Annotated in this window: 20 protein-coding genes; 12 read left to right on the top strand and 8 right to left on the bottom strand. The window is 40.2% G+C overall.

Annotation, left to right across the window (positions count from 1 at the left end; all coding sequences use genetic code 11):
• Positions 1-46 precede the first annotated feature (46 nt).
• The 4 genes from trkA (at position 47) to GQR89_RS00085 (ending at position 3,453) form a co-directional block, all read left to right on the top strand.
• Entirely contained in the window at positions 47-1,426 is a 1,380-nt protein-coding gene (trkA, locus tag GQR89_RS00100; protein ID WP_158768181.1) for a Trk system potassium transporter TrkA, read from the top strand.
• A gap of 97 nt (positions 1,427-1,523) precedes the next feature.
• Positions 1,524-2,066: a DUF2780 domain-containing protein gene (locus tag GQR89_RS00095; protein WP_158768180.1), complete on the top strand. Its 543-nt coding sequence runs from the start codon at positions 1,524-1,526 to the stop codon at positions 2,064-2,066.
• A 241-nt stretch (positions 2,067-2,307) separates the two neighbouring features.
• Complete coding sequence (locus tag GQR89_RS21245) at positions 2,308-2,667, top strand: hypothetical protein (RefSeq protein ID WP_199271353.1); 360 nt, start codon at positions 2,308-2,310, stop codon at positions 2,665-2,667.
• Positions 2,668-2,706: 39 nt separating this feature from the next.
• Positions 2,707-3,453: a complement resistance protein TraT gene (locus tag GQR89_RS00085; RefSeq protein ID WP_158768179.1), complete on the top strand. Its 747-nt coding sequence runs from the start codon at positions 2,707-2,709 to the stop codon at positions 3,451-3,453.
• Positions 3,454-3,655: 202 nt separating this feature from the next.
• Here GQR89_RS00085 and GQR89_RS00080 read toward each other — a convergent pair whose 3' ends face one another.
• Positions 3,656-5,107, bottom strand: a complete 1,452-nt coding sequence (locus tag GQR89_RS00080; protein ID WP_158768178.1) for a TrkH family potassium uptake protein — start codon at positions 5,105-5,107, stop codon at positions 3,656-3,658.
• An 806-nt stretch (positions 5,108-5,913) separates the two neighbouring features.
• On the opposite strand from GQR89_RS00080, the gene polA reads away from it, so the two are divergent.
• Positions 5,914-8,700, top strand: a complete 2,787-nt coding sequence (polA, locus tag GQR89_RS00075) for a DNA polymerase I (RefSeq protein ID WP_158768177.1) — start codon at positions 5,914-5,916, stop codon at positions 8,698-8,700.
• A gap of 340 nt (positions 8,701-9,040) precedes the next feature.
• On the opposite strand, the gene yihA is transcribed toward polA, so the two are convergent.
• The gene (gene yihA, locus GQR89_RS00070; protein WP_158768176.1) at positions 9,041-9,661 is read right to left on the bottom strand and encodes a ribosome biogenesis GTP-binding protein YihA/YsxC; all 621 of its coding nucleotides are present in this window, start codon (positions 9,659-9,661) and stop codon (positions 9,041-9,043) included.
• A gap of 209 nt (positions 9,662-9,870) precedes the next feature.
• On the opposite strand from yihA, the gene GQR89_RS00065 reads away from it, so the two are divergent.
• The 3 genes from GQR89_RS00065 (at position 9,871) to GQR89_RS00055 (ending at position 11,952) form a co-directional block, all read left to right on the top strand.
• Positions 9,871-10,494, top strand: a complete 624-nt coding sequence (locus GQR89_RS00065) for a cytochrome c (protein ID WP_158768175.1) — start codon at positions 9,871-9,873, stop codon at positions 10,492-10,494.
• Positions 10,495-10,983: 489 nt separating this feature from the next.
• Complete coding sequence (gene yihI / locus GQR89_RS00060; RefSeq protein ID WP_158768174.1) at positions 10,984-11,493, top strand: Der GTPase-activating protein YihI; 510 nt, start codon at positions 10,984-10,986, stop codon at positions 11,491-11,493.
• Positions 11,494-11,502: 9 nt separating this feature from the next.
• The gene (locus GQR89_RS00055) at positions 11,503-11,952 is read left to right on the top strand and encodes a DUF2489 domain-containing protein (protein WP_158768173.1); all 450 of its coding nucleotides are present in this window, start codon (positions 11,503-11,505) and stop codon (positions 11,950-11,952) included.
• Here the strand turns inward: GQR89_RS00055 and GQR89_RS00050 are convergent.
• A complete protein-coding gene (locus GQR89_RS00050) occupies positions 11,942-12,523 on the bottom strand; it encodes a DNA-3-methyladenine glycosylase I (protein WP_158768172.1) in 582 nt (193 codons plus the stop codon). The genes GQR89_RS00055 and GQR89_RS00050 overlap by 11 nt on opposite strands.
• A gap of 117 nt (positions 12,524-12,640) precedes the next feature.
• On the opposite strand from GQR89_RS00050, the gene glyQ reads away from it, so the two are divergent.
• The 4 genes from glyQ to GQR89_RS00030 all read left to right on the top strand — a co-directional run bounded on the left by glyQ (position 12,641) and on the right by GQR89_RS00030 (position 17,798).
• Positions 12,641-13,546: a glycine--tRNA ligase subunit alpha gene (gene glyQ / locus GQR89_RS00045; protein ID WP_007102952.1), complete on the top strand. Its 906-nt coding sequence runs from the start codon at positions 12,641-12,643 to the stop codon at positions 13,544-13,546.
• A 3-nt stretch (positions 13,547-13,549) separates the two neighbouring features.
• Positions 13,550-15,625, top strand: coding sequence for a glycine--tRNA ligase subunit beta (gene glyS, locus GQR89_RS00040; protein ID WP_158768171.1), 2,076 nt, complete (start codon positions 13,550-13,552; stop codon positions 15,623-15,625).
• A gap of 41 nt (positions 15,626-15,666) precedes the next feature.
• Entirely contained in the window at positions 15,667-16,107 is a 441-nt protein-coding gene (locus GQR89_RS00035) for a hypothetical protein (RefSeq protein WP_158768170.1), read from the top strand.
• A gap of 83 nt (positions 16,108-16,190) precedes the next feature.
• The gene (locus tag GQR89_RS00030; protein ID WP_158768169.1) at positions 16,191-17,798 is read left to right on the top strand and encodes a sensor domain-containing diguanylate cyclase; all 1,608 of its coding nucleotides are present in this window, start codon (positions 16,191-16,193) and stop codon (positions 17,796-17,798) included.
• Positions 17,799-17,819: 21 nt separating this feature from the next.
• On the opposite strand, the gene GQR89_RS00025 is transcribed toward GQR89_RS00030, so the two are convergent.
• The 5 genes from GQR89_RS00025 to dnaA form a co-directional block, all read right to left on the bottom strand.
• Entirely contained in the window at positions 17,820-18,515 is a 696-nt protein-coding gene (locus GQR89_RS00025) for an aspartate/glutamate racemase family protein (protein ID WP_158768168.1), read from the bottom strand.
• A 225-nt stretch (positions 18,516-18,740) separates the two neighbouring features.
• Positions 18,741-21,161, bottom strand: coding sequence for a DNA topoisomerase (ATP-hydrolyzing) subunit B (gene gyrB, locus GQR89_RS00020; protein WP_158768167.1), 2,421 nt, complete (start codon positions 21,159-21,161; stop codon positions 18,741-18,743).
• Positions 21,162-21,165: 4 nt separating this feature from the next.
• Positions 21,166-22,257 (bottom strand): DNA replication/repair protein RecF, encoded by a 1,092-nt coding sequence (gene recF, locus GQR89_RS00015; protein WP_158768166.1) that lies wholly within the window; start codon positions 22,255-22,257, stop codon positions 21,166-21,168.
• Positions 22,258-22,279: 22 nt separating this feature from the next.
• A complete protein-coding gene (gene dnaN, locus GQR89_RS00010) occupies positions 22,280-23,383 on the bottom strand; it encodes a DNA polymerase III subunit beta (protein ID WP_158768165.1) in 1,104 nt (367 codons plus the stop codon).
• A 19-nt stretch (positions 23,384-23,402) separates the two neighbouring features.
• The gene (gene dnaA, locus GQR89_RS00005; RefSeq protein ID WP_158768164.1) at positions 23,403-24,827 is read right to left on the bottom strand and encodes a chromosomal replication initiator protein DnaA; all 1,425 of its coding nucleotides are present in this window, start codon (positions 24,825-24,827) and stop codon (positions 23,403-23,405) included.
• Positions 24,828-25,085 lie beyond the last annotated feature (258 nt).

Here is a 25,085-nt window from a genome sequence, read left to right as displayed (position 1 = left end):
AATTGTATATTACCTATACAGAGCAATAAGTTAGAATGAATCTATAATGAAAATAATTATTATTGGCGCTGGCCAAGTAGGTGCAACACTCGCTGAGAACTTAGTGGGTGAGATGAACGAAATCACCGTTATAGATTCTGATCACGATACCCTTAGGCATCTTCAAGACAGGTTAGATTTACGTGTCGTAAATGGTGTTGGCTCACATCCCGACGTACTGAAAAAGGCAGGTGCAGAAGACGCTGACATGCTCATAGCAGTAACGAGCAGTGATGAAAGCAATATGATGGCCTGTCAGGTAGCTTATAGCCTATTTAAAACGCCGACTAAGATCGCTCGGGTGCGCTCTGAACAATACATTATTTATCAAGAACAACTATTTAAGCATCAAGATGTACCGGTTGATCACTTAATTGCCCCTGAGCAACTTGTTACCAAAGCAATTAAACGCTTAATTGATTATCCAGGTGCACTGCAAGTTGTAGAGTTTGCTGATGGTAAAGCCAGCTTAGTAGCCGTCAAAGCTTATTATGGGGGCTTGCTGGTGGGACATGCTTTATCAACGTTAAAGCAGCATATGCCTAATGTTGAAACCCGTGTAGCAGCTATTTATCGGCGAGGACGGCCAATACGCCCACTGGGTACGACTGTTATCGAAGCAGATGATGAAGTATTCTTTATTGCTGCGACCAAGCATATTCGTGCTGTTATGAGTGAGCTGCAAAAATTGGAATCTAGCTACAAGCGTATCATGATCGCTGGTGGCGGCCTCATTGGTGCTGGGCTTGCAAAACTTTTAGAACATAATCACAACGTCAAATTAATAGAGTTCAGTCAAGAACGTGCCAAGTATCTATCGGCGCATTTAGACAAAACCATTGTCTTTTGCGGTGATGCTTCCGATCATGAACTACTCACAGAAGAGAATGTTGAGCAAGTTGACGCCTTTATTGCGGTGACCAACGATGATGAAGCAAATATTATGTCTGCCATGCTCGCAAAACGTTTAGGTGCACAGAAAGCGATGGTACTGATTCAACGAAGTGCCTATGTTGATTTAGTTCAGGGTGGCGAAATCGATATTGCTTTTTCACCGCAACAAGCAACTATTTCCGCTTTACTGACGCATATACGTCGTGGAGATATCGTTAATGTCTACTCATTAAGACGAGGGGCAGCTGAGGCTATAGAAGCGATTGCCCATGGCGACAAAAATACATCGAAGGTAGTTGGACGTGAAATTCGCGATATTAAGTTGCCGCCAGGCACGACTATTGGCGCTATTGTAAGAGAAGACGAAGTAATAATTGCCCACAGTGATACTAAGATAGAAGCGAATGATCACGTTATCCTATTTTTAGTTGATAAGAAGTTCATCAGCCACGTCGAAAAACTCTTCCAGCCTAGCGCTTTCTTTTTCGGCTAAGCAATAAAATGCACCTTAGCCTAAAGGCTAGATTGGCGAACGTGACGAAATAACCTAAAATCCGCCCCAAGATTAAAGGCAAATTAAAGGAATGATAATGAAAAAATTAAGTGTGGTTCTCACAGTAGCAGCATTAAGTATTCAACCTCAGGCACATGCTGAAGGTTGGTTAGACTCAATTAAAAATATGCTCGGTATGGAAACTCAGCAAGAAGCTGCAACACCTTCTATAACCGGCATGGTGTCTTCAGTGACTGATTCATTAGGCGTCACTCAAAGCCAGGCATCTGGTGGTTTAGGTGCAATATTTAACTATGCAAAAGATAATATTTCTTCTGAGCAATATAGTCAGTTAGCCGATGCCCTTCCTGGTGTAGGTGGATTACTCGAGTCAGTTCCAGATATCAGCAGTATGACCAGTGAAGGTGGTTTAGGGGGCATTTTAGATAAAGCGTCCAGTTACAATGACTCGTTAAAAGCACTCAATGACGTGAAAAAGCAATTCGAAGCACTGGGTTTAAAACCAGAAATGATTACCCAATTTGTTAGCAAGGCCCAAGCTTATCTAGACACACCTGAAGGACAGCAAGCGAAACAATTGCTTACTCAGGGTTTAGGCAAGCTTCTTACTAGTTCATAAAAGCAAAAGGCCTATTCGAGTCTTAATTGCTCATTAAAAAAAGCCACTTTGTGGCTTTTTTTATTTTAGTTAGTCTCATTTAGTTTCAAAAATTTACCCTATACTCAAACTTAGTGCCAAAACCTAAAAAATTAACATAAATGGACTTTGCTTTAAGCCAATTTAGAGTTAAGGTTTTTAAAGCTACTCAGGAAGAGGTCGTGTTAGCCAATTTGTCACGAAGTATTTATGGAGGAATATTATGCAAAATATCAAGTTACCCACCACAAAATTAATCTCAATACCGTTTTTACTATTTAGCATTTGCTGTATGTTTTTTTCGTCTTTGTCTGTTGCGCAAGAAGAGTCAGAAGAAGACGCTTTAGCCAAGATGCAAGCGCAACTCAATTCCGAGGTTATGTCTCGTCCATTTTTGGCCGAACGTCCCAAAGAGGTCGATAGCTATATCGACAGCATGCTTAAGAAAAATGTTAAACCTCAAGAATACCAAGGTACCTATTGGCGCCGAGGTTACACCTGTCGTGATTTATTACGTTATGACTGGACGCAATACCGCAACTGTCGATACTACCATCGGTACCACGGTCGCTATTATTACTAAAACCACAATTAATCAATAACATAAGTAAAGGTAATTACTATGAAAAACTATGCTCGTACAGTCAAAATGGCGTTTGTTGGATTAACGATTTTGACCTTAACAAGTTGTGCTGCTGTTCATACATCAATCGCAAAAAAGGACCTTGATGTTCAAACGAAACTCAGCACTTCAATTTTTGTTGACACCGTTGCTCCAGAAAAACGTAAAGTATATTTGGAGGTTCGCTCTGCTGTAATGGAATTTGATCGCAATGCGTTCAGAGTGGCCCTAAATGAACAGATTGCAGGTAGTGGTAATGGTTATACTTTCGTTGACAGCCCAGATGAGGCCCAATACACCATGAGTGTATTCGTACGTAACCTTGAAAAGGCTTCACCTAGCGCAGCTGAAAACTACCTTTCTAGTGGCTTCCAAGGCGTTGCTGCTGGATCAGCGATTGGTTATGCAACAGGAGGTAGTTATCGTGGTGCTGCAGCGGCAGGTTTGATAGGTGGATTAGCGTCAACCGCGGCAAATGCTTTTGTGAAAGATGTGACTTACTTATTAGTGGCTGATATTCAGATACGTGAACGGGCTAAGAAAGGCGTTATTGTGCGTCGCGACTCAAAAGTAAATACTAAAATTTCTGATGATGGCGGAACGACTCAAACTTATTCCGAAGCAACGAATCAGAAAGAGTATCGTACGCGCGTTGTAACAACAGCCAACAAAGCAAACTTAGAACTTGAAGAGGCTCAACCACTCATGTTCGAAAAGACTGCCTACGCTATGGCTTCGTTCTTCTAACGATACATTCAGCAGGATAAATTCTCTCGCTAAAATTGCAACGGCTAGCCAGTAATGGATAGCCGTTTTTTGTAAGTGTATTTTGTTGATAGCAATCAGTCACTAAACATTCGTCAACAGAAGGTTTAAAGTAGAAATATCGTAAATGAAACAAGCAACAAAAGTTATGTCTATTATTATCGAGTAAAGCAAATTTGATTGCTTAACTACGCCAAAATGTCGGTGAAAATAGCACGAGTAAAGAGAACACTTCTAAACGCCCAAACAACATCGCCAAAATCAATAACCACTTACCCATATCCGATACGTCCGCAAATGAACCGGAAACCGTGCCCAACCCAGGCCCTAGGTTATTTAGCGTTGCAGCGGTTGCAGTAAATGCAGATACATCATCCATACCCGTCGCAATTAAGCAGACCATAATAATGACAAAGATCATCGCATACGCCGAGAAAAAGCCCCATACCGCTTCCACTACCCTATCAGGTAATGCACGATCACCAAGCTTAACGGTATAAACTGCTTTAGGATGAATTAAGCGATCAACTTCACGCTTACCTTGTAGATAAAGCAAAAGAACACGTACAACCTTCAAGCCGCCACCAGTAGAACCTGCACAGCCACCAATAAAACTCGAAAAGATTAACATAATGGGCAAGAACGCTGGCCAATGTGAGAAATCAGTTGTAGCAAAACCAGCCGTTGTACTAAAAGAAACAGATTGAATAAGCGCTTGATCAAACGTAGTGCCTGCATTATCGAACCAATTAAAATCCATCAATACAATAAAGTACACAGCCACTAATACAAATTGAATAAGAAAAAATGCTCGAAGTTCAGGATCATAGAAATAACCCATTAGCGTTCGCCCACTAGCCGCTGCGTAGTGAAGTGCAAAATTCAATGCTGCGATCCATAAAAATATTACGCAGACTATATTGATCATTGGACTATCAAAATAGCCAATACTCGCATCGTAATTTGAAAATCCCCCTATGGCAACGGTAGAAAATGCATGACACAAAGCGTCAAACCAATCCATGCCAGCAAACCAATAAGCAACGCCGCAGCATATTGTTAGGGTCAAGTAGATGTACCATAAATGCTTTGCGGTATCTGCGATTCGCGGCGTCATTTTCGAATCTTTAACCGGTCCAGGTGTCTCAGCCCGGTATAACTGCATTCCCCCTACGCCTAGAATCGGTAATATTGCTACTGCGAGTACAATGATCCCCATTCCACCTAACCATTGTAACTGCTGACGATAAAACTGTACGGCCTTAGGTAAATAGTCAATCCCTTGGATAACTGTGGCACCGGTTGTTGTTAATCCTGAAAAGGATTCAAAGAATGCATCAGAAACCGACATTTCGGGTTGCTCAAGCAACAATAAAGGTAACGCACCAAAACTAGCGAGAACGGTCCAAAATAAAACCACGATAAGAAAACCTTCCTTGGCACGTAGATCTCTACGATGAAGGCGATTCGGGTACCAAAATAGTAAGCCAGTGCCGAGACACAGCAAGAAAGCGAGAAAGAATGGGAGGCCACTACCATCTTTGAAATACAAAGAAATAATTGCGGGGGGGACCATGGTTACACTAAACAGCGCAACCAGTAGGCCTAATATCCGAGTAATCGTTCGGTATTGCATCTCTTAATTATAGCCCACTAAAGTACGCAATCTAATGCGTTTCAAAAATACCAACATTAGTAATCGTTCTTTCTTAATTTTATTATTGACCAACAGATGTATAGGGATTGTCCACTCCAACAAAATCAAAAGCAATACACAAAGCTGAATAATACTCTAAACACGCTTTTATTAACGTTAGCAAACACTTAGCTATACTAGCTTTAAGGTATATAACAATTAATCGAAATAAGAAAAGCAGATCGACAGCTTTTATACCGTGTAACATTGAACTATGCGAAACTAAATTTTGCTATCGAACGAAAATTTACCAATTACTTCAAACCCCATCCTAAATATAACTCTTGATATATCACCTACAGATAAAAGTATTAGATACGACAATACACTTGTTATAGAACTGTTACATCACTTACCCTAGAAGCCTTATCAACTCGGTCTTATGCATTTACAGTAAGGTATTGTACAATTTTCAGACAAAAACAGTTTAACATTTCGCCTTCCCTCGCTGTTAATTTGCGTGTAAAGTCACCTCCCCTTTTGGATACCTAATAATATTTATTAATAATGTTATCCACATCGGGAAATTCTTCTAAGTAAGCATAATATATTTATAGCGATTAAATTCACCCCAATAAATTCAAGGGCTGTAGATCGACTTGTTGATCCAAAGAGATCCATCACGCACTCATCTAAAATTTTATTCAACAGAGTTATCCACAAATTGATCCGATCTCCGCGTGGATGAATAGTTCTGTGTGTGGCATCCTTTACGCGTTTACATAAATCCTGAGAATCCAATATCCATGAGTAATACAGACCCCTCTTCTACACCCGTTATTCCGAACAATCCGTTTATATTGGTTGACGGATCTTCGTATTTATTCCGTGCCTTTCACGGCATGCCGCCCTTAACGAACTCTAAAGGCCAAGATACTGGTGCAGTCTACGGCGTAATCAATATGCTGCGTAGTTTAATTAAACAGTTCAAGCCCACGCATATGGCAGTCGTGTTTGATGCAAAAGGTAAAACATTTCGCGATGATATTTATAGCGAATACAAGGCTAACCGTCCCTCAATGCCCGAAGAACTGCGAGGACAGATCGAACCGCTACATAACATCATTAAAGCAATGGGCTTACCGATCATTGTTGAATCAGGCGTTGAAGCCGACGACGTGATCGGAACACTGGCAGACCAAGCCAGTAAACTTGGGATCGCCACCTTGATCAGTACTGGCGATAAAGACATGGCTCAACTCGTAAATGAACACGTCACTTTAATCAACACCATGAACAACCATGTTATGGATCCTCAGGGTGTCATTGACAAATTCGGGGTCCCACCTGAATTAGTCATAGATTTTCTTGCTCTTAAGGGTGACAAGGTAGATAACATTCCAGGCGTCCCTGGCGTAGGTGATAAAAGCGCTCAGGGCTTGTTGCAAGGTATTGGTAGTATAGATGAGATCTATAAAAATCTTGAAAAGATTGCCGGTCTTGAATTTCGCGGAGCCAAAAAAATGGCCGATAAAATGCGTGAATATGAGGAGCAGGCTCGACTCTCTTACACCTTAGCTACGATTAAACTAGATGTTCAAATGGATTGTAGTCCAACTGATTTGAAGCCTATTGAAGCAGATTACGGCGCTTTAAAAGAATTATTCGCTGAACTTGAATTTAAGCGATGGCTAAAAGACGCTACCGACGCTTTAAACAACACTGAACAAAAAGTCGAATCTAATTCATTAGATGTCGATAAGAGCGACACAAGCGAACTTCAAGTCAGTTATGAAATTATATTGACTCAAGAAGCGCTTGATAGCTGGTTAACAAAGCTAAATTCAGCTGAGCTCTTCGCATTCGATACGGAAACAACCAGTTTAAATTACATGCAAGCCGAATTAGTTGGTATGTCGTTTTGTATCGAAGAAGGAAAAGCGGCCTATCTGCCATTAGCCCATGATTATGTGGATGCTCCAGAACAACTCGATCGTGGGCAAGTGTTAGCCCAATTTAAAGAAATTCTAGAAGATTCGAGCAAAGCGAAGGTTGGTCAGCATCTAAAATACGATAAAAATGTGTTAGCTAATTATGACATTACTCTTCGCGGCATTGCGTTTGATACGATGCTTGAATCTTATGTTCTTGACAGCGTAGCAACTCGTCATGATATGGACAGCCTCGCGCAGCACTACTTGGGCATATCTACAATTCATTTTGAAGACATCGCAGGTAAAGGTGCCAAGCAACTAACATTCAATCAGATTCCTCTTGAGCAGGCAGCACCCTATGCTGCCGAAGATGCAGATATAACCTTACGTCTACACAACCAATTATGGCAAAAACTTTCTAAAGAGCCCGAACTGGCCGCTGTATTACGCGACATTGAAGTGCCTTTAGCGTCTGTATTAGCCCAAATGGAACAATTTGGTGTTTTGATCGATAGCCAAAAGCTAAGTCAGCAGAGTCAGGATCTTGCAACTAGGATCATGCAATTAGAAACTGAAGTTCATGTAATGGCTGGAGAAGAATTTAATTTAGGCTCTACGAAACAGTTACAAGAGATACTGTTTAAAAAATTAGCCTTACCCATACTTAAAAAAACGCCCAAAGGCGCCCCATCTACGTCGGAAGAAGTGTTACAAGAGTTAGCACTTACATACCCTCTACCTAAATTGTTAATGGAGTTTCGCGGTTTAAGTAAATTAAAAAACACTTATACAGATAAGCTACCTAAGATGATAAACCCACGCACCGGACGCGTTCATACATCTTACCATCAAGCGATAACAGCAACGGGCCGATTGTCTTCGACTGATCCGAATCTGCAAAATATTCCCATTAGAACAGAGCAAGGTCGTAGGGTAAGGCAAGCTTTTATTGCACGCCCTGGTTATAAAATCGTTGCTGCAGATTATTCTCAGATAGAACTGCGGATAATGGCCCATCTTTCAAAGGATGAAGGGTTATTAACAGCATTCTCAAATGGTAAAGATGTACACACAGCAACCGCAGCTGAAGTTTTTAACGTACCACTAGAACGAGTAACGACTGAACAAAGACGTAATGCCAAAGCTATCAATTTCGGTTTAATTTACGGTATGTCAGCGTTCGGTCTAGCGAAACAGCTCAACGTTTCGCGCCATGATGCTCAACATTATATGGACCTATATTTTGAGCGATATCCAGGTGTACTTAAATATATGGAAAACTCGCGAATAATTGCTAAAGAACAAGGTTATGTTTCAACCGTATTTGGCCGACGTTTATATTTACCGGAAATAAATGCCAGTAATGGCTTACGTCGAAAAGGCGCCGAGCGAGCAGCAATTAATGCCCCAATGCAAGGAACGGCGGCAGATATTATTAAAAAGGCCATGATCAAAGTAGCAACGTGGATAGATTCATTAGCCTATGACGAAGTACGTATGATCATGCAAGTGCACGACGAGCTTGTTTTTGAAATAAAAGAACAAAACTTAGAAAAACACCAAGAAACTATTGTTCAACTTATGGAAAATGCAGTAGTTCTAGATGTTCCGCTTATAGTTGAGGCAGGTGTAGGCGAGAATTGGGACGAAGCCCACTAACTAAATCTTCAATAATTAGTAAAAATAAGCGCTTTATGTAATTTAATTACATAAAGCGGTTGGCATTTTGGTGATCTTTGCATAATATCTGTCCTGTAGGGTACAGAGGTATGTATTTTCAGACCTTTGCTTCAACCTCAGCACTTGCTGGGGTTTTTTTATGCTCTAAAGAAATTGATTCTTTACAATATTAATTAGAATGTAGTCATTTCAGGTATGAAATAACTATTTATAAAAATAATTTTACTTTGAATGAACTTATATAAAGTTCAACACTCTGATTTGGTGTGTGTTCTAGATGTTTTAAAACCTTGTCTTTCGACAAGGTTTTTTTTTGCCCTTATTCCTGCTCAGGCTCTTTATCTTGATTGTAGCCAAACCATTGGTCTAATACTCGTTCACAATTATCTAGCCCTAAACCATTTAATGATGAGAACAGATGGATCGTTACATCACCACAAAACGCCAATGAAGCTTCTCTAGCCATCAATAGTTGTGCTTTGCGTTTCCCTGACTTCAGTTTGTCAGCTTTAGTCAGTAAACCCAAGACGGGTAAATCTGCTGAAACGGCCCATTGTATCAACTCTTGATCCAAATCTTTAAATGGATGGCGTATATCCATCAGTACGACTAAACCTTTCAAGCTGTCACGCTTTTGTAGATATTCACCTAAAGACTTTTGCCATTTAAGTTTAATTGCCATAGGTACCTTGGCATAACCGTAACCAGGTAAATCGATAAGACGACGTTGCTCATCTAAGTCGAAAACATTAATTAGTTGTGTTCGACCAGGAGTTTTACTGGTGCGGGCTAAGCTTTTTTGGCGTGTCAGGCGATTAAGCGCGCTTGATTTACCTGCATTAGAACGCCCTGCGAAGGCAACCTCAACTCCCTCATCAGCGCACAAGTGGCTGATATCTGGAGCACTTAAATTAAACTTAGCTTGACTATAATGACTCACACTTACTCCTAGTCATAAAACGATTCTAGATCATTACCCTTATTGATTTGTCTATTATATCAGGTAAATACAAATCGAAAGTGGTTGTTATGTCGTATAATATTGCGCTAATAGTGTGGAATATATTTTACTGGCGCTGTAAATGTGTAAAATACACCAGTTACTATTCTGATAATGGTTAAATAATCAGCAGCTTAATGAGAAAGAATATGAAAATAATGGGTTTGTTAGTTAGCGTTTTTTTAGGTTTATCTGCTAGTGCGATGGCAGCCGGTGATATTGAAGCAGGTAAAACAAAGTCTGTTGCATGTGGGGCCTGTCATGGTGCCGATGGAAACAGCATGATAGACATGAATCCAAAACTGGCTGGTCAGCATGCTGATTACCTAGTTAAACAGCTACAAGAATTTAAGCTTGCCTCGCAAACGGCTGGAGAAGAAGGTCGCAATAATGCTGTAATGAATGGTATGGCGGCAGCCCTATCAGAACAAGACATGCAAGACATTGCGGCATATTTTTCAAGCCAAACGGCCAAAGAGGGCGAGACGCCCGAAGATGCAATTGCAGCCGGAAGCAAGTTATATCGCGGTGGCGATTTAGATCGTGGAATTACCGCATGTACTGCTTGTCATGGCCCACGTGGTAATGGAACTAGCCTTTCTGGCTTTCCCGATATCAGCGGTCAGCATACAACTTATTTAAAAGCCCAATTAGAAGCTTTTAGATCAGGCCAACGAGCAAATTCACATAATGGCATGATGGCAGATATTGCTAAACGCCTAAGTGACCAAGATATTGATGTGTTGTCAAAATACATAGCCGGCTTATATTAAAAATCACTTGCATTAGCAACGCCTAAAAAACGACCCAATCAGGTCGTTTTTTTTTATCTATCGGTAAAAGTAATAACTGAATACTATGTAAACGAGTTGTAAATATTTAGTTGTCGTGTATTCTATCTCCCAGAAAAACAACAGGGACAACAAACGAGAGTTTGCTCATGGAAGATTATTAGCAAGCAGTGCTAAAACTTTAAACCTTTGGTGAAAAGGCAAGGACGACAATAATAAAGCGTCAGGAAGACCCTAAACTATATACTGTTTTCGTTAAAATTAATAAAAAGAGAAAACATGAAGGACCACCACTAACTGTTCAGGATGAACGACTGTCGAGATCGGTGTCTTACGACACATCTGTGATTTGAGGGCAATAGCTTAGGCTATTGCCCTTTTTATTAGCTAAATTTCACTCCTTATCTTGTGAACCATATTTAACCAGTCTGTTTTAAGGTAAAATCCGCGCAAATATTGTGGAGGTTATTTATGCCTAGAAAAAAGAAGTCTCGGAAAATCGGTCAAATTGGAACACCCCTAGCACCGAAAACAAAACGTAAATCAGTACCGGCAGCACCTAAACGAAATAAAAAAACGTTGGGCAAGGCTTCTGGTAGTCGAAATAATCCAGAACAAACTAGTTCGTCAAATCAACAGAAGAAAGCTATTAAGGATCCTAGAGTAGGCAGTAAAAAACCAATCCCTTTGATCATAGATGACAAACCAAAAGCTAAGGTAGCGAAACCTAAGTACTTCTCCCCTGCTCAGGAACTTGAAAGTATCGAGCAAAATGAACGCTTCGGAATGTTACTTGAAAAACTCGATGCTGATCAAACACTAAGCAAAGAAGAGCGTGCATTTGTTAATAGATTGACAGCAAGACATCAGGAACTATGTGAGTTATTAGGCATATCAAATGAGGAAGACGAAGCTGCAGATTCATCTGAAGATGCTCTATATGCGCAATTCGAGTCTATTGATATCAACAAATTTAAATAAGTTTTTAAAATGAGCTACTTTGCTATTTCACTTATCGTTATTGCTCTATTGATCATCGCCGGTCTGGCTTTTTATGCCGGCAAGCTCTTGTTTATGCTTAACAAGCAAAACAAAAAAATGGCGCAAACGAAACAACAGCGAATTACACGGCTAATGGAAAGTATTCGAACAATTGCCATGGCCGTGGAACAGCAACAATGCAATTTATCGGAAGGTAGTATTCGTTTGTATCATTTACACGAAAGTCTACCTATTGATAACAAGCCTGATTATCAATCTCAATATCCAGGGCTTTATACCTTGTATATGAAGGTCAGTAATTTTCCAACCCATGAAGCTAGAGATAAGCTTTCATCCCTTGAACGAAAAATACAAGACGATGAGAGAGAAGCTGCTGAGGTAGAACTTGAAAGCCAAATCCTGCGTGATGTCACTAAATTGCGAACCTTCACGCCTTAGAGGCGTTTGGGTTTGTAGGATAGCAGAAGCAGTCTGTAGTGTGGTCATTCACTAATCCCACGGCCTGCATAAACGCATAACAAATAGTACTTCCTACAAAAGAAAAACCCCGTTTTTTTAGCGCCTTACTCATTGCGTCTGATTCGCTTGTTGTAGTCGGCACCTCTTTTTTGTCCACCCAAGCGTTTACTGTCGGTTGGTCGTTTACAAATGACCAAATATAATCTGCGAAGCTTATGCCTTCCCGCTCAATCTCAAGAAACCCTTTAGCATTCTTAATAATGGCATTTATTTTAAGGCGATTGCGTACTATGCCTTTGTTTTGCAACAAACGCTCAACATCGTCTTCAGTCATAACACTTATAAGCAATGGATCAAAGTTATGAAACGCTTGATAGTAATTTTGCTGTTTTTTCAAAATAGTTAACCAACTCAGACCAGCTTGCTGGCCATCCAGGCATAATTTGGCGAATAGTGCGTATTTATCCTGAACGGGGCGTCCCCATACATTGTCGTGATAATCTTGATAAATCGGATCTTGAGAAACCCAAGCACAACGAGTCTGGTGCATTTTTTCGTCCTTTAATAACCTATTGAGGCATTAATATGGTTATTTAACCTACATTGATCGGTATACAGCAGGTATACTAACCGGCGTTTTTTCGGATTATTTTTGTGGCAGCAATTAATGAATAAGTTTGATAGTAAAACCTTTCAAGGACTGATTTTATCACTCCAAGACTACTGGGCAAGACAAGGTTGCGTAATCATTCAACCTTTAGATATGGAAGTCGGCGCAGGCACTTTTCACCCTATGACATTCCTACGATCCATTGGACCAGAGCCAATCAGTAGTGCATATGTTCAACCCTGCCGTCGACCTACTGACGGCCGCTACGGCGAAAACCCAAACCGATTACAGCATTACTACCAGTTTCAAGTAATGCTTAAACCCTCACCGAGCAATATTCAGGAGCTTTATTTAGGCTCACTTAAAGAGCTCGGTTTCGATCCTCTGGTGCACGATATTCGCTTTGTGGAAGATAATTGGGAGTCGCCTACGCTAGGTGCATGGGGACTTGGCTGGGAAGTCTGGTTAAATGGAATGGAAGTTACTCAATTTACCTATTTTCAACAGGTAGGCGGAATTGAGTGCTCACCCGTTACTGGTGAAATTACCTATGGGTTAGAACGTTTAGCTATGTATATTCAAGGTGTAGATAGCATTTATGATTTAGTTTGGACAGATGGCCCCTTAGGCAAAGTGACTTATGGCGATGTTTTCCATCAAAACGAAGTTGAACAATCTACCTATAACTTCGAATACGCAGATGTTGACGCTTTGTTTGGCACGTTCGATCACTGTGAAAAAGAAAGCCAAAAGATGATCGAAGCAGGATTACCCTTACCCGCTTATGAGCAAGTAATGAAAGCATCGCATGCGTTTAACTTACTAGATGCTCGCCACGCCATCTCAGTAACGGAACGTCAACGTTATATACTTCGCGTTCGTGCGCTGTCTAAAGCGTGTGCAGAAGCCTATTATCAAGCTCGAGAAAAGCTTGGATTCCCAATGTGTAAAAAGGAGGCTTAATTCATGCGTTACGAAAATTTATTAGTTGAAATTGGTACCGAAGAATTGCCACCTAAAGCACTCGGTAAGTTAGCCCAAGCATTTGCAGACAATGTTCAAGCCGCACTAGATGACGCTGAGTTAACATACTCATCAGTCAAATGGTTCGCGTCCCCTCGCCGTCTTGCAGTGAACGTGTTAGGTCTAGCAGAGCAACAAGAAGATAAATTAATCGAAAAGAAAGGCCCTGCTGTTTCAGTTGCGTTTGATGCATCAGGACAATCGACTAAAGCAGCTCAAGGTTGGGCTCGTTCGAACGGAATTACGGTAGAACAAGCAGAGCGCTTAACCACGGATAAAGGCGAATGGCTATTATTTAAGGGCCAGGCAAAAGGCGAACAAATTGCCAAGCTTTTACCTGCAATGATTGATTCTGCACTCAAGAAACTACCGATCCCTAAGCCAATGCGGTGGGGAAGCAGTTCAACACAGTTTATTCGTCCTGTGCATACGGTTTGCATGTTGTTTGGTAACGAGGTAATCGCCGGGAATATATTAGGTATAGACTCAGATCGCGTAGTCTATGGTCATCGTTTTCATGGTGAAAAACAGTTCAGTTTGGCACATGCGGATGATTACTTAGCGCAGTTAGAAGCACATTATGTATTGGCTGATTTTGCAACACGTAAAGCGAAAATACAGCAGCAAGTTAATGCTACCGCGCAAAAAGAAAATGCAACTGCCGATATGAACGACGCTTTACTAGATGAAGTAACTGCGTTAGTTGAGTGGCCTGTGGTATTGACTGCCAGTTTCGACGAGTCTTTCTTAGAGGTGCCTAAAGAGGCGCTAATATACACCATGAAAGATGACCAAAAATACTTTCCATTGCTTGATCAAAACGGTCAACTCAAATCGCGTTTTGTGTTCGTGACTAATATCGAGAGTAAAGATCCAAGTCAAATAGTTAGTGGTAATGAAAAAGTAATCCGCCCTCGCCTAGCGGATGCGGAATTTTTCTTTAATACTGATAAAAAGAATACCTTAGAGTCGCGCCTTGATAGTTTAAAAACCGTTTTGTTCCAAAAGCAATTAGGTACGCTATATGAAAAATCTCAGCGCATATCTCAGTTAGCAGGCAGTATTGCAACGATGTTAAACTGTGATTCAACGTTAGCAATGCGCGCAGGCTTGCTATCAAAAACAGATCTAATGACCAACATGGTTATGGAGTTCCCTGATGTTCAAGGCATTATGGGAATGCACTACGCTAAATTTGACGGTGAGGATGATGACGTAGCTTTAGCTCAAAACGAGCAATACATGCCACGTTTTGCCGGAGATAAACTCCCTACTTCTCATATCAGCTGTGCCGTTGCATTAGCAGACAAAATAGACTCATTAGTAGGCATATTTGGTATCGGTCAAATGCCCAAAGGCGATAAAGACCCTTTTGCTCTAAGACGAGCCGCTATCGGCGTGTTGCGTATTACAGTTGAAATGAAGTTACCGTTAGACCTTGTTGATTTGGTTCGCGCCTCTATCAGCTTGTTTGGCGAGAAGTTGACCCATTCAGATAATTTAGAATCTCAAGTCGTTGATTTCATCTTAGGGCGCTTCAGAGCATGGTATCAGGAGCAAGGAATTGATATAGATGTAATTCAAGCCGTTGCTGCTAGACGCCCAACTAAGCCAGCCGATTTTGCGGCCCGAATTGAAGCTGTGTCTGGCTTCAAGCGTTTAGCATCCGGTCTTGCTCTTGCTTCAGCAAACAAACGCGTCGCTAATATTCTCGCTAAGAATAACGTGACGGGCGTTCATAATATCAATCCTGCATTGTTTGACAGTGAACAAGAGAAAGCATTGGCTGAAGCCCTTAACGGCATTGAAGGAAATGTAACGGCTTTCGTAAATGATGGTAACTATCAGGGCGTATTTACCGAGTTAGCTACGCTACATACTCAAGTAGACAACTTCTTCGATAACGTTATGGTCATGGCCGAAGATGAGCTGGTACGAAACAATCGCCTCGCTTTATTGTCCAAGTTGAGAACGCTGTTCTTATTAGTAGCTGACATTTCTATTTTGAATCAGCAGTAACATTAGGATTGACTGAATATATGAGTTTTAGGTACCCATTTATGTCCAAGCTTAAACATCTTTACTCCGCCTGTGCAGTTTGTCTTATTAGTAGCTGTGCTAGCTATACGGTAGAACCCTATAAAGATATTCAGCAACTTCCTGATATGTACTTACGGGGTGTGTTTACTTGGTGGGAAGCCGATCCTCAATATCAGCTGACACTTAAAGGTGGTAGCACTTATGCTACCACCATTGAATTGATTGCTGATGGTCAACCCTATGACTTTAAATTTGCAGATAAGGATTGGACACCAGGTTCTAGTTGTGGATACAAAAGTCAGTATAGGGATCAAAGCGTTACATTGGGTAAAACAGTCTATGCTGATTGTAATACCACTGACGAAAATTTTAGGTTCGTTCCTAAAGAAACTGGCTTATACGAATTTACAATTAATTTCTCCAATATCGACAAACCGGCAGTTACCGTAAATAGATTATGATTTGATACTCATTTTTCATTATTTGATTTATTTTTATAGATATCAATAACTTAAATAACTGTACTAATAGGTGAATTTCTATTTTGAAAAGTATTAGCGGAAAAATTTATATCAAAGTGGCGTTAGCGATTGCTATCGGTGCCATTGGTACGTCACTTGTTACATCGGTTTTATTGTATGTCAACGCTGTGAGCAGTGAGCAAAATAAAGCCCAGGCGTTAATCGAGCAGATTGGGGCCACTATACGCAGCACTGCTTCGATTGCACTATATGTACAAGATCAAGAATTAGGGCAAGAAATTGTTCAAGGCTTGGTTATAAACGATCTTATTGCCGGCGCAAAACTTTCTGACTCTGTAAGTTTAGATGTTAGTTTTGGCATTCTTAGTGGTAGTAAAGGTCTTATAAAGACTGAGGTCCAGCACCCTTTCATTCCCAATCAAACGATTGGCGAGCTTCTGATATACCCTAATCGTAATTATATTCAAAGTATTGCCAAACAAAACGCTATCAATGACGCACTTTTATTACTTCTTTACTCTGCGATTGTGGCACTTTTTGTGTCGGTTTTTGTGCATAAACTTCTGACCCAACCATTACAAAAGTTAACCGCAAGTTTCTTGAAGATTGACCCGCGCAATACTGAAACTATGCGCACATTAATTCATAATGAAAATGACGAAATTGGTCAGATGGTTCAAGGCATCAACGATCTTATGGGAGAGCTTAAAAGTACATTGGAAAATGAAACTGACTTGCGTATTCAAACCCAAGCCTTAGAGAGTAAGTTTCGCCTAATATTTGAACAAGCCAGTGCCGGTATATGTCTAATAGACGCCGATAATAAGATTAGTGCATCAAACCCTGCTTTCAACAATATGCTACCAAATTCATTAACTGACACTACGTTTATTGAGTTGTTTGAGCATGTAGATCAACTCGCTAGTTTACTAATCAGGATACGTAATGAGGAATCCGTTAACCATCTATCTATCGATCTAAAGTGTAAATCACTTTCGGGCGAAAAAAAGAAATGGGTTCATTGCTTATTTTCTAGGGTTACTACGCAACGTTCCGAAGTGCGTCAGTCTGACACTGGCGCCCAAGGACCACTTATAGAAGTTATCATGTATGATGTGACTGCACGTGTTGAAAAGGAGCATAAAACACGCTTCGAAGCAGACCATGATGCATTGACTCACCTTAAGAATAGACGTTCCGGTGAAGCAGAAATAGAGAACTTGCTCCAGACCGTAAGCTTTTTAGATTTAAGCTTAGTCGTTTTTATGATTGATCTTGATAATTTTAAACCCGTCAACGATGTCCACGGCCACGATGCAGGTGACCGAGTTCTTATCGAAGTTGGTAAACGTTTACAGTCCGTATTCGATGGTAAAAATGAATTCTGTAGTCGCTGGGGTGGTGATGAGTTCGTAGCCGCATACGTAGTCAACGAAGTAAATATAGATGAAATTTGCGCATTGGCGCAATCTACGCTTGATAGTCTGCGCTATCCTATCGATATATCCGATGATATCAACTGCACTATAGGTGGCAGTATTGGTGTGGTAATTGCCCCTACTCATGCTGATAATACAAAAGACTTAATCGCTTGTGCTGATAAAACGATGTACCAAGTAAAACAAAACGGCCGTGGCCATTTTGAAATTTTTGACCCTAATTGGTTATAACGTACGTTTAATACATATTAATTAACGATATAATGCTAATCGCACCGCAGCGTCAGCATGGATTGCAGTAGTGTCGTAAAGTGTCACATCTGTATCATCTTGTCGAACAAGCAAAGAGATTTCAGTGCATCCTAAAATCACACCTTCGCAGCCTTGTGAATACAATTCATCAATAATATCCAAAAAACGTAGTTTAGACTCCTCAGAAAAGATGCCTTTACACAATTCTTGATATATAACTTTATGAACAAACGCCCTATCCTCTTCGCAAGGGACTGTCACTTCGATACCAAATTTCTCGTGGATTCGTGTTTTGTAAAACGCTTGTTCCATCGTAAAAGCAGTACCTAATAAACCAACTTGCCTTATATTTGCAGTACACAACACTTCTGCCGTTGCATCCGCTATATGTAGAATAGGTAACGGGGTAAAGCGGCTTATTTCATCAACTACCTTATGCATAGTGTTAGTACATATAATTATAAAATCTGCTCCACCTTTCTCTAATTCAATAGCTGCGTGACCTAAAATAAGCCCTGTATCCCTCCAATTCCCCGTTCTTTGTAGTTGTTCTATGTCTTGGAAGTTAACGCTATTAAGTATGATTCTAGCGCTATTGAGGCCACCTAAAGCTTCGTTAACTCCTTTATTTAGCAGTTGATAGTAATGGGCGGTAGATTCCCAACTCATTCCTCCTAACATTCCGATCGTTTTCATTAATCTTCTCTTATATTTTTAGTCAAAATTGAATTTTTTAGTAGGTATAGTTTCATAGTTGAAATACTGAGTTAGGATAATTGTGATATGGGTAAATGGGTCCAGGGTCCAGGGTCCAATCCACAATAACCTTATTCGGATTTTCCCAAAAATAACCAAAAAAAAGCCCGCGTTCTAAGCGGGCTGATCATTATGTTACGGGCTTATTCTATAACATCAAAGACGCTATACATCTAAGTTCGCCACTCTTAAGGCGTTTTCTTCGATAAATGCCCTTCTTGGCTCTACGTGGTCACCCATTAGCGTAGTGAATAATTGGTCAGCTTTAATAGCATCTTCAATCTTAACCTGAAGCATGCGGCGCGAACCTGGGTCCATTGTCGTTTCCCAAAGTTGACTTGGGTTCATTTCACCTAGACCTTTATAGCGCTGTATATATTGACCTTTTTTAGATTCGGCCATTAGCCAGTCTAAACCTTCAGCAAATGAAGTGATAACTTTAACTTTATCATTCCGTTTAACGTAACCACCCTCTTCAATCAGTCCATTAATAGATTCATTTAACTCCCGTAGACGAGTGTATTCGATAGATTCTATAAATTCTTGATCGATTTTGTATTCTGTATCGATACCGTGCAAACGGATTATCAGCGCAATATACCAGTTGTTACGCTCGCTATTTTCCCTTATATCATAACGATACGTTGCACCATCAACTTCATTACGTGTCAGGCTTTCGCTGTAGCTATTTGCAATAACTTCGAGTTTAGCCTTGTCTTGTAGGTCAGATAAAGTAATAACCTTACTGTATATTAAGCTACTTAAAATGACTTCTGGCATAAGACGACTCATGCGTTTGATCATTTTCATAGCGTTTTGATATTGATTAACCAGTTTTTCAAGGCTAATACCGCTAAGACCAGGTGCCTCTTCATTAACGTGTATAGATGCATTATCTAAAGCAATAGTCGTTAAATACTTTGTTAGTGAATCGTCATCTTTTAAGTATTGTTCTTGTTTGCCTTTTTTAGTTTTATATAAAGGCGGTTGAGCAATATAAATATATCCACGCTCGATTATCTCAGGCATTTGACGATAGAAGAAGGTCAGCAACAAAGTACGAATATGCGACCCATCAACATCTGCATCCGTCATAATAATGATACGGTGGTAACGAAGTTTTTCAGGATTATATTCATCGCGACCGATACCGCAACCTAAAGCTGTAATTAGCGTTGCAACTTCTTGCGAAGATAACATTTTATCGAAACGAGCTTTTTCAACATTAAGAATCTTACCTTTCAACGGCAGTATAGCTTGGTTTTTTCTGTTTCTTCCCTGCTTGGCTGAACCGCCAGCAGAGTCCCCTTCCACTATGTATAACTCTGAACGAGAAGGATCTTTTTCTTGGCAATCGGCTAATTTACCCGGTAACCCAGCAAGGTCAAGAGCACCTTTACGTCTCGTCATATCACGTGCTTTACGCGCCGCTTCACGTGCTCGAGCCGCATCTATAATTTTGCCTATAATGATCTTACTGGCTGCGGGATTCTCTAATAAGAATTCATTCAGCTTCTCACCCATTACTGTTTCCACGGCAGGGCGTACTTCTGATGAAACTAATTTGTCTTTTGTTTGTGACGAAAATTTAGGATCTGGCACTTTAACGGACACAACAGCTGTCAACCCTTCTCGAGCATCATCACCGCTTGCGTTAGTTTTATTTTTCTTATTATGACCTTCTTTTTCCATAAAGGTATTTAGAGTACGAGTGAGTGCGCCACGAAATCCTGCTAAGTGACTCCCCCCATCGCGCTGTGGAATATTATTGGTAAAGCAATAAACATTCTCTTGGAAAGAGTCATTCCATTGTAGAGCAACCTCTACTGAAATTCCGTCCTCACGCTCACTGTTAAAGTGAAATACTTGCTGATGGACTGGTGTTTTGTTTTGATTTAAATACTCAACAAATGCTTTAATTCCACCCTCATACATGAAGTGATCTTTTTTACCGTCACGTTCATCTTCCAGGGTAATACTTACACCTGAGTTAAGGAATGATAATTCACGGAGACGTTTTGCTAAAATGTCATAGTGGTACTCTATTCCATTAAAAGTACCTTCACTTGGCCAGAATCGAATAGTCGTTCCTGTTGAATCAGTTTCACCGATGGCCTCTAAAGGTTTTTGAGGCACCCCGTGTCGATATTCTTGCTCGTGCACCTTACCTTGGCGGCGAATCATTATCTGTAATTTGCGAGATAACGCATTCACTACCGAAACACCCACGCCGTGTAAACCGCCTGACACTTTATAAGAGTTATCATCAAATTTACCACCGGCATGAAGTACGGTCATAATAACTTCAGCTGCAGAGATACCTTCTTCTTCGTGTATTTCTGTAGGGATACCACGGCCATCATCTTTGACAGAAACAGAGCCATCAGTATGAATTTTTACGTTTATATTGGTACAGTGCCCAGCTAACGCTTCGTCGATTGAGTTATCTACAACCTCAAACACCATGTGGTGTAAACCTGTACCGTCGTCAGTATCACCTATATACATACCAGGGCGTTTACGTACTGCATCTAAACCTTTTAATACTTTAATACTCGACGAATCGTACTTATGCTCTTCTGCCATTTGATTAAATCTCCTCTCTCACCTGGCCATGTTCCACGTGAAACATTTTTTTATTTTGGTATTTATCTATAAATTCTAGCTGATGCTCTTCTATCGCAGTGACGAAAAGTTGGGTGTTTGATTCAAGAAGTTTATCAATAAAAACTTCTCGTTTTGCTGCGTCTAATTCAGCCCCAACATCATCTAGTAAGAAAATACAGGTCTTTTCGGTATAGGACATTAAACACTGAGTAGTAGCGAGTTGTAGTGCTGCTACCAGCATTCTAAGCTGTCCTCGGGACAAAACCTCATGAGCGGGTTTGCCGTCGATTCTAAATCTAACATCGGCCTTATGGGGGCCAACGCTTATGTAACCATTTTTATAATCCCGGTCTGCAGATTTAACTAGCGCTTCGCTAATGCTAAGACCTTTTTCCCATCCCCTATAATACGAGATTTCAACACAAAACTCAGGTAAAAAATGCTCTAGATTCGAAGTAATTAAAGGTATTAAGCTGGACATTATCTGATTTCTAAAATTAGTCAGCTCATTAGCATACTTTGCCAATAATTCTGTCCAGTAAACACGTTGTGGATTAGCGTAGCCGACTTGGTGCTGTCGGCATAGGGCATTGTTATGTTTTAGAAGTTTTGTATAACTGTTCGAACAAATTAGAAATGAATGTTCCACGTGAAACAAACACCAATCTAAATACTTTCTTCTAAGTTTAGGCGCGCCTATAAGAATATCCGAGCTCTGAGGCGTAAAAATTTGGACTGGAAGTTTACTGACTAATTCTGAGATTTTATTGCTTTTGAAACCATTGATACTCACGTTAACGGAATCATTAATATCGCGAGAAATGCCCAGGCGTTGATTAATATCTTGCTCTGAACACTCACAGAAAACAGTAAATGAATTAGCCTGGTTTTGAATAACGTGCTTGTGCTTTGCTGTTCTAAAAGAGCGACCAAAGCCTAAATAATGGATAGCCTCCAAAATTGAAGACTTTCCACTACCATTTTTTCCAAGTATAAAATTAACGCCGTGACTTGGTTTAAGTAATACATCTTGCAGATTTCGCAAATTGCGTATCTGGACGCTGTCCAGCTTCATATTAGTATCAACAAGGAATGTACTATAGCCTCATTGGCATAATAACGTACAAAGCAGAATCATCCGCCCCATCTTCAATTAATGCACTACTGTTAGAGTCCGCTAAAGTGAACTTAACCTCCTCGGCATTAACCGCATTGAGCACATCGATTAAGTAAGCCACGTTGAAGCCTATTTCTAAATCTCCGCCTTGGTAATTAACATCAACAATTTCTACTGCTTCTTCTTGCTCAGGATTGTTAGCGGTAATTTTCAATTCACCTGAAGATAGATTGAGACGTACACCTTTGAATTTTTCATTAGAAAGGATTGAAGCACGAGAAAATGCATTCTTTAAGGCAAGCTTACTGGCAACAATGTTTTTATCACCGTCTTTAGGTAACACTCTACGATAATCCGGGAAGCGACCATCGACTAACTTACTGGTAAAAATAAAATCATTAGAAAATATTCGAATGTGGTTAGAACCAACCTGAACTTTCAACGACTTATCGCTATCCTCTATTAGCCTGATAATCTCCATAACGCCTTTACGGGGGATAATGACTTGACGGTTGGGCAAAGTAGCTTCAGTGTAATTTAAGCGACACAATGCAAGCCTGTGTCCGTCTGTAGCAACGGTTCGAATAACATTATCTTCAGTTTCTAGCGACATGCCGTTTAAGTAATATCGAACATCTTGTTGCGCCATAGAAAAGTGCACACTGTCGATTAATCGCTTCAAATTTGATTGCGAGATTTCAAACTCTAGATCGCCCTGCCAATCCTCTAGGTTTGGATAATCTGTTGCTGATAACGTTGATAGACTATATTTACTGCGCCCACAGCGCAGAATCGCTTTATTCCCATCAAGCTGAAAACTAATTTCACTACCTTCAGTTAACCCACGAATAATATCTAACAGCTTCTTGGCAGGCACTGTAATCTCACCTTCCTCGAATTCACCGGTAAGAGTAACATTAGAAATCAACTCGACTTCTAAATCGGTACCTGTCAACCACAATGCATTTTCACTAACCTTTATCAATACATTAGAAAGAATTGGTAAGGTATGTCTGCGTTCTACAGCGCCAGAAACTAACTGTAGCGGCTGTAAAAAGTTTTCCCTGCTTATGCTGAATTTCATCTAAATTCTCGTAACTTTTTTATGAAGATAAGGTGCGAATTAAATTTTGATAGTCTTCTTTTATATCATGACTCTCTTCTCTAAGCTGCACAATTTTCCGACACGCATGCAACACTGTCGTATGGTCTCGTCCGCCGAACGCGTCACCTATTTCTGGTAAACTATGATTCGTCAATTCTTTTGACAAAGCCATAGCCATTTGCCTAGGGCGTGCAACACTGCGACTTCGACGCTTAGAGAGAATATCTGCCATTTTGATTTTATAATACTCAGCCACTGTTTTCTGAATGTTATCTATGGTGACGAGCTTTTCCTGCAAAGCCAATAAGTCGCGTAAAGCTTCTCGCACAAAATCTATTGTAATCGGTCTACCAGTGAAATTAGCGTTGGCGATAACACGGTTAAGCGCCCCCTCTAGTTCGCGTACATTTGAGCGCAACCTTTTAGCAATAAAAAACGCAACCTCATCAGGTAACACTATTTTATTCTCTAATGCTTTGCGCATTAGTATCGCTACCCTAGTTTCTAATTCTGGTGGCTCAATCGCAATTGTTAAACCCCATCCAAAACGAGATTTTAAGCGATCCTCTACTCCGTCAATTTCCTTGGGATATCGATCAGACGTCAGAATAATTTGCTGGTTACCTTCTAATAAAGCATTGAACGTATGAAAGAACTCTTCTTGAGAGCGTTCTTTATTGGCAAAAAACTGGATATCATCTATAAGCAATGCATCAACAGAACGATAATAACGTTTAAACTCTTCAATAGCGTTGTTCTGCAGGGCTTTTACCATATCTTGAACAAATCGCTCGGAATGCATATAAACTACCGTCGCATCTTTTTTATTATCAATAATACCGTTACCAACAGCATGCAAAAGGTGAGTTTTACCTAAGCCTGTACCGCCATAAATAAACAACGGGTTATAAGCCTTACCAGGATTATCAGCTACTTGTCGCGAAGCTGCCCGCGCTAACTGATTCGATTTACCTTCAACAAAATTATCGAATTTATAATTAAAGTTAATATTACTTTTATGAGACGCCACAATTTTAGGGTTTGGTGGACTTATCGTATCAGCTTGAACATTACTGCGCGCGGCCTGGTGTCTTTGTAGGGATTTAATACTGTTCTCTACAACCGAAGAACTGGCGCTTGCGCTGGGCGTTGAGCTGAAGGACTGACTTTGTTGAACATTCGCCGAAGATCTTACTTCTATCCTCAGCTGAGGTACAGAATCAGTGGCGCAGAACTCTGCGAATAGGGCCTCAATTTGTGCAATATATTTATCACGAACCCAATCTAATACAAACCGATTGGGTGCAAAAAGCGTAATAGAAGCTGTTTCCTCATTAGCAATTAATGGTCTTATCCACATACTAAATTGCTGAGTCGGCAAATCTTGCTGAAGCCTTTCAAGGCAACGATTCCATAAAGACATTAAAAAACTACTCCGAGCCAACAATATAGAGGAAAAAAACAAAGACCGATTTAAGAAGACAGAAAAAGAAGATTGACAAAAAAAGGCTTAAACGACTAAATATCCAACACTAAACACTGAATATACTTCAATTATCCCTTTAAACTGTGCATAAGTAAATATGGGATCCTAACTTCGATGAATGAAATTCAATTATACAAATAAACAATTGAATTTATTACATATTTTTATTTAATATAAAAATAACGACTCTAATAT

Source organism: Paraglaciecola sp. L1A13 (assembly GCF_009796745.1).
Lineage (GTDB): Bacteria > Pseudomonadota > Gammaproteobacteria > Enterobacterales > Alteromonadaceae > Paraglaciecola.
Note: the sequence above shows the minus strand (reverse complement) of the source record. Positions and strands in the feature narration are given on the sequence as shown.